This is a genomic window from Luteimonas sp. MC1828 (assembly GCF_016461615.1).
Classification (GTDB): domain Bacteria; phylum Pseudomonadota; class Gammaproteobacteria; order Xanthomonadales; family Xanthomonadaceae; genus Luteimonas.
On sequence record NZ_JAEMNY010000001.1, the window covers coordinates 2110352 to 2116351 of the forward strand.

The window sequence follows — 6000 nt, forward strand, 5'->3', positions numbered from 1 at the left end:
CAGAATAGCCGAGAAGCAGCTGGCCGCGACTTGGAACAGTGTCGATTGAGCTGGTGCCATGTCTGCACCGAATGCCAGGCACAGCATTGATATTGCGAAGCCCGCCAGAGCGAGAGCAAACAGTGCGGAGGCCAAGCGCGACGAGAAGGGATAGGCGATGCAAGGCGCTGCGACCACGAGGAACCCGATACCCATGAACGTGGCGGCCTGCACTCCACCCCGCACGTCACCGGACCCAACGGCTACCAGAATGCCCATCCCGGCAAAGGCGAGCACCGCTCCAGCCAGGAACGTAACGCTCTTGAGGATTACGCGACCTATTGGCATGGCGCCTAACACCAGAATTAAGCCGTGCCGCGAAGCGGCATCGGCTTGAATGAATTGTTAGGCCTCACTGCGCTACACCTAGTGGAAGGCCGTTACGCCAAAACTCGGCACTACTCACACTAACTCCGTTAGCTCCGAGAAGCTTCTTGAGCCGCCAGTCAATTGCAACAACCTGAGCTAGCTGCGTTGTACTAAGCGCATCAGTCTTGAGGAGATGCTCAATATCGCTCCTCACCTCAATGTCATTAATGTACTCGGGCGACCAACCACAGGCTGACCGCCAGGCATCACCGACACGCAGCTCGCCCCCGCAATCACAGGACTGCGTCTCTATGCCGCGAACCGTCCTTTCGTACTTTGAGATTAGCGAACTAGCTTCCATGAGGCCTAACGCCTGAATTAAGCCGCGCCGCGAAGCGGTGTCGGCTTGAATGAATTGTTAGGCCCGCGCTCCGTGCGGAACTGGCGGGCCACAATGAAGTTTGGCCCAGCAATAAGTGCCTGCATAGGCCAGCGAGGTGGCTGTGAAGGAAGGACGCTATGACTGACCCCGGCTTGCTTCAGTACTGCGCACATGCGATTCGCTACGGTCTGCGGCGCATGGGCCAGAAGACCGGATCCGTCGCGCAATAGGTCTAGCGGCTCCACCAAGTCATTGAAGTAGCTTGCTGAGGAACGCCAAGGACCCATGACCGCAGCAACCTCCGCTGCCAAATGCTCAAGCACAACCTCAGGCTGACTCGCAGGTGAGGCGAGATACACAGAAGCCCGTGCATCCTGATAGTCGAGCAGAACTGGATGCTCCGACACCACACGAAAGTCATCGCACTCTGGCGAGACGAACAATTGTTCCTGCTTCTGTACGAAATGCACTCGAACCACTTCAGCAGGACTAAGGAAGTCCCAGAATGATGTTTGCCGGTGTGAGATGCGAAGAGTCATCAAAGCGGGCCTAACGACTGAATTAAGCCGCGCCGCGAAGCGGTGTCGGCTTGAATGAATTGTTAGGCCTCACTGGAGGAGGCTCTCCTGGAAGGACAGAGACGACGCATGGATAGTAGTGAAGTCGCCGCGCATGTCGGAGAAAGTGTGGCGGAGTAGCCCATTCCGCAGTCTGACAAGCTCTTGAACAACGATGGTCGGCATGAAATAGAGACAGTTAGATGTGGTCTGCAGCCTGCAGATGCCAGAGTAAATGAACTCGAAGCGCCGTGTTCGGTAGTCATTCGTGGCACTAAGCGTGATTCCATTGCCGCTAGCTTGCATGTAGGTCACATCAGAGCGCCAAAGAGACAGGTCTGAGCCTGAAGGAAGCTCGTAACGCTCCTTTGCAGTAAGACTTTGCAGGTCGCTCGGAAGGCATTCTCGCACCTTTGCTAAGTAGTCAAAGTAGCGTGTGCCGTCCCACCGCGTCGGTGAGCCAACATTATCAAGGTACAGGAAGCGAGCTGCCATGGAATGAGGCCTAACACCTGAATTAAGCCGCGCCGCGAAGCGGTGTCGGCTTGAATGAATCGTTAGCCCCTGTGCGCGGGCAGGGTAAGTGGGACGGCGAACTTGACGCGGCTGACCGAGGACTGCTCGCTCTGCGACTGCCCGCTGCTACCTAGATTGACCGCCCCGGCAAAAACGCCAATGCCGCCCTTAGTGCCCGAGCCCTCTGCAACGGTCAATGCCACGTCGAATTGGACGACAGGAGCCATTGACGAATCACGCGTGTAGAGGAAGCCAAGTTTTCCGGCCAGCTCATGTCCACTGTTCAGCGATGGGTTGACGGTTCCGCCGAGATCTTTGACCTGTGCTTGTGCGTCCTTCACGCCGGTGGCGATCTGTACGAGCGTTTGGGAGACAAAATCCTTCAAGTCCATAGAACTCTCCATCAAGGGGCTAACGCCTGAATTAAGCCGAGCCGCGAAGCGGCTTCGGCTTGAATGAATTGTTAGGCCGCTGCCCAGAAAAAGCACGCACGAGCTTACGCCGCCTTGCCATCGAGGTATGCCATGGCGCGTTGGGATAGAACCAGTGGCTGTGGTCCGCCACCGTCGATGAAGTCAATCATCCGTCCCACTGGCCATGAATCCTTACTTCCATTAACGAAATCAATGCCGTGCTCGTCGCCGCGGTAGTCATGCCAGTAGTTGGCGATCAATTTGCCATCGCGATAAATGCGGTACTTGTACTCTGCGAAAGACTCGCGCTTTGAGTCGTCCTGCACGATCGTGTAGCCCACGCGAAACTCCCTCCAGCGGCCTAACGCCTGAATTAAGCCGCGCCGCGAAGCGGCGTCGGCTTGAATGAATTGTTAGGCGCTCCCGCCATGTCGCTGGGACCACGCCTGCCAGTACTCAGCGCTTGCCTGATCTAGCTGCGGAACCGTGAGCGCCTGCCCTGTGTCCAATGCCAGCTGCAACGTATCGTAAGCCAGAACGAGCGTCCCGTATGTCGTATAGATGGACAGGGGCGACTCACTCTCAATTGAAAGAATCTCAAGAGAGCATTCGGCGATCTGTCCGAGGTCGCTCATGACCGTCCCACTGTCCCCGGTTAGCTCAAATTGATTGCAGCCGATGAGCTTAAGGACGAATCCATCTCCGGCAGGCTGGAATGCCTTGCGGAGGTATGGGATGGAGATGTGAAGCGTTAGATCTCCCGGCACAGCCCCGTCGGCCCGATCCAGCGAGCCGTCATGGAGGAAGCTCCAAACTGCCGTACTGTCCATAAAGCGCCTAACGCCTGAATTAAGCCGCGCCGCGAAGCGGTGTCGGCTTGAATGAATTGTTAGGCCTCAGCCTGTGCTTTTGGCCATGTAGCCATCGTAGTTGTCAATGTAGTCGTCAAGATGCTCGTCGAGCATTTTTGTGTACTCAGCGACGTAGTAGTCGCGAATACTCTGGCGCTCGGAGATCATGTGGTCTTTTGAGTCGCAGTTGCACGCAGAAACATAGACATTGAAGCGCGCTGCACCGTACAAGAATGATGCGCTCACCTTGCCGCGACCGATAGTTGCCATATGGTCATTGGCAAGATGAATATGTGCGTCTGCCCGCTCGTAGAAGTGTTCGTCTGTATCAGTAACCATGATGTTTGCTCTGAGGCCTAACGCCTGAGTTAAGCCGTGCCGCGAAGCGGCATCGGCTTGAACGAACTGTTAGGGGGCAAGCCCCGGAATTGAACGGACGCTTGAAGCCGCATTGTCCGACCACGGTCGGGACGCGGTGCAGCCAATTGAACTTACTGAAACGGCCCCGGGTTCGACTGCGATAACAAGAATGCTGTCACCTGGAGCGTACCGGCTCTGCTCCGCGAGTGTCCAGAACACGTCGTCTCTTGGATCGTCAAACCGTCCGCCTGTGGTCAAGGAGGTAACAATAGATGGATCCCCCTTGAAGCGAATGGCCACCTCAAACGTGTACTGGATGGTGTAGGACTGCTGATCTTGAAGTTGTTCAAGTGACGGGCTGAGGCTTGCACCTGTAATTGTTGCCACAAAGACCGAGTTCGCCTTAGCGATTTCCTGCTCAAGGGACAGTGATGCAGATGGCCGACGCGCTAGGACAAGCAGCGATCAATGCCACAAACAGGTATCCGCGCAATTGCATCCTGCCCCCTAACGCCAGAATTAAGCCGCGCCGCGAAGCGGCGTCGGCTTGAATGAATTGTTAGGCGGCACCGCGCGGAGAGTGTTCAATCGAGGAATTTCCACGTATCTGCACCATCGAAGCGCCTAACGACCACTGACTCGAGGAGCGTTGGCTCGAAGTTGCGCAGGTTTACTCCGTGCCGAGCGCCAGGTTTGGCGTCCAGTGGTTCCCAGTGAGTGAAGATACCGCACGCTTTGCACCGCACGTTCCTCAGGGTCCGGTCACCCCAGACATAGTCCTCCGTGTTCTCGGGATGCCCTTGAATAGACACTGTGCCTAGCTCGTAGTAGGCGCAAATGACTCCTGACCGACGACAGAGCGAACAATTGCAACTCGTGGCCTCACTTGGCGGGAATGGAAGAGTGAGTCGGACTGCTCCGCAGTGACAAGAGCCTTGAAGCGATGGTGTTGGCTGTTCATCACTCATGGGCCGCAGTCCTGGTTGGTGTGCCGCCTAACGCCTGAATTAAGCCGCGCCGCGAAGCGGCGTCGGCTTGAATGAATTGTTAGCGCCCACGCCGGCATGCCGGAAGCAACTAATCTTCACCAAGAGTGTAAACAGCTTTCTTCTGCACTGGGTCATAGACCACATGCGCACGGCCGCCACGGACGTTCTGTGCAGATGGAATTGTTGATACCACGATGAACTTGCCAACGCGTCGGATCACAACCACATGCTCAGTTGACAGAAGTGTCACTCTTTCTAGCTCTATATACGCAGCCTCCAAGGCCGCCTTGTTCTCGCTCGCCTCAATCTGAGACGGGCGCGAGGATGCCGACGGTTCCTGCGCGACGGCCGACACGAACGCCGGTGCAAGGCAAAATGATACGACCGTGAGTAACGTGCGCAGGATTGCCATGGGTGCTAACACCGGAATTAAGCCGAACCGCGAAGCGGTTTCGGCTTGAATGAATTGTTAGCCCCTCTTGCGCAGTGCCCACAGCGCACTACCAAGAAGAACGCCAAACAAGATTGCGGCTGAAATGCCAAAGAGCGGGAAAGCGTGCCGAAAGTTTTCAACCGTAAACACAGCAGACTGATTGACGTTGGCCATGCGAAACGCGGAGCCAATGTAAAGCATGCCGCCGAGTACTACGGCGGCTCCAATTAACAGGACACAAAGAGCTATAGCCGCCAGGGCGTTGTAGATCTTTGGCTTCATACGCTGCGGAACCATAGAAGAGGGGCTAACACCAGAATTAAGCCGAGCCGCGAAGCGGCTTCGGCTTGAATGAATTGTTAGGCCTCAGCCGGGGCGCGAAGAAAGCCAACAAAATCGTCAAATGTGGCCGCAACAGTATGCAGCCCGTCTGTACCAGAAAGCTCGTGATGCCAGATGACTACGGACGGCTGCGAAGAATTGCGATAGTCGAAGCATACGTAGTTGCCCCCACCATCTTCGCCGAATGGAATGATGTCGCGGGGCAACTCGTGCTCAGGCCATGTCAGCAGACAGGACCAGACAGACTCCGTACCCCATGGACTCAGGGAGAGCCAGTGGCCAAGACTGGCACCATGAGACGTGCCTGGGACTGCAAAGTCAGCGTCTCCGCCCGAGTCGTGGTGATTGGCAAGTACGGCGCGATACAACGCCGGGTAGCGAACGCCAAGTAGCAACTCAGCACCGTCAATTTGCCGAGGGTTTATGGGGTCTTCCGTCTGGTCAAACCAGTCAATTTTCATGAGGCCTAACGCCTAAGTTAAGCCGCGCCGCAGCGGGGCGTGAGGCACATGGCACGCTTTACCTGCCATGTGGTTCGCGCCCCGATGCGGTGTCGGCTTGAACGCATTGTTAGGGCTCACACGCTGCGGCCCCGTGAAATTCGCAATCGAAGGTGAGTGTGCCAAGTGAGCCGCGGCCAGTATTGGCCACAAACTCGCCATATACGTGAACGGAGCGGATCGTGCCAGTAGCAGACCTAAATTCTTGCGTCTTGCGTCCGGACGTTGCCACCTTTACCGCCATGGTGTCCTCCAGATTAGAGCGAGCAATCAAGTTCGGGTAGAGCAAGAAGACTGTTGCATCAGGAT

Annotated in this window: 7 protein-coding genes; all 7 read right to left on the reverse strand. The window is 56.2% G+C overall.

What is annotated here, in order from left to right:
- Positions 1–1844: 1844 nt before the first annotated feature.
- On the reverse strand, positions 1845–2195 hold the full coding sequence (locus JHB91_RS09765; RefSeq protein ID WP_199472588.1) for a hypothetical protein: 351 nt from the start codon (positions 2193–2195) through the stop codon (positions 1845–1847).
- A gap of 104 nt (positions 2196–2299) precedes the next feature.
- Entirely contained in the window at positions 2300–2557 is a 258-nt protein-coding gene (locus tag JHB91_RS09770; protein WP_199472589.1) for a hypothetical protein, read from the reverse strand.
- Positions 2558–3112: 555 nt separating this feature from the next.
- Positions 3113–3406 (reverse strand): DUF3144 domain-containing protein, encoded by a 294-nt coding sequence (locus JHB91_RS09775; RefSeq protein WP_199472590.1) that lies wholly within the window; start codon positions 3404–3406, stop codon positions 3113–3115.
- 1098 nt (positions 3407–4504) lie between these two features.
- Positions 4505–4828, reverse strand: a complete 324-nt coding sequence (locus tag JHB91_RS09780; protein ID WP_199472591.1) for a hypothetical protein — start codon at positions 4826–4828, stop codon at positions 4505–4507.
- Between the two features lie 57 nt (positions 4829–4885).
- Positions 4886–5131 carry a hypothetical protein gene (locus JHB91_RS09785; RefSeq protein WP_199472592.1) on the reverse strand — a complete coding sequence of 82 codons (246 nt, stop codon included), beginning with the start codon at positions 5129–5131 and terminating at the stop codon, positions 4886–4888.
- 77 nt (positions 5132–5208) lie between these two features.
- Entirely contained in the window at positions 5209–5652 is a 444-nt protein-coding gene (locus JHB91_RS09790) for an SMI1/KNR4 family protein (protein WP_199472593.1), read from the reverse strand.
- A 109-nt stretch (positions 5653–5761) separates the two neighbouring features.
- Positions 5762–6000: hypothetical protein (locus tag JHB91_RS13955; RefSeq protein ID WP_233398549.1), on the reverse strand; the 239-nt coding region annotated here is incomplete at its 5' end.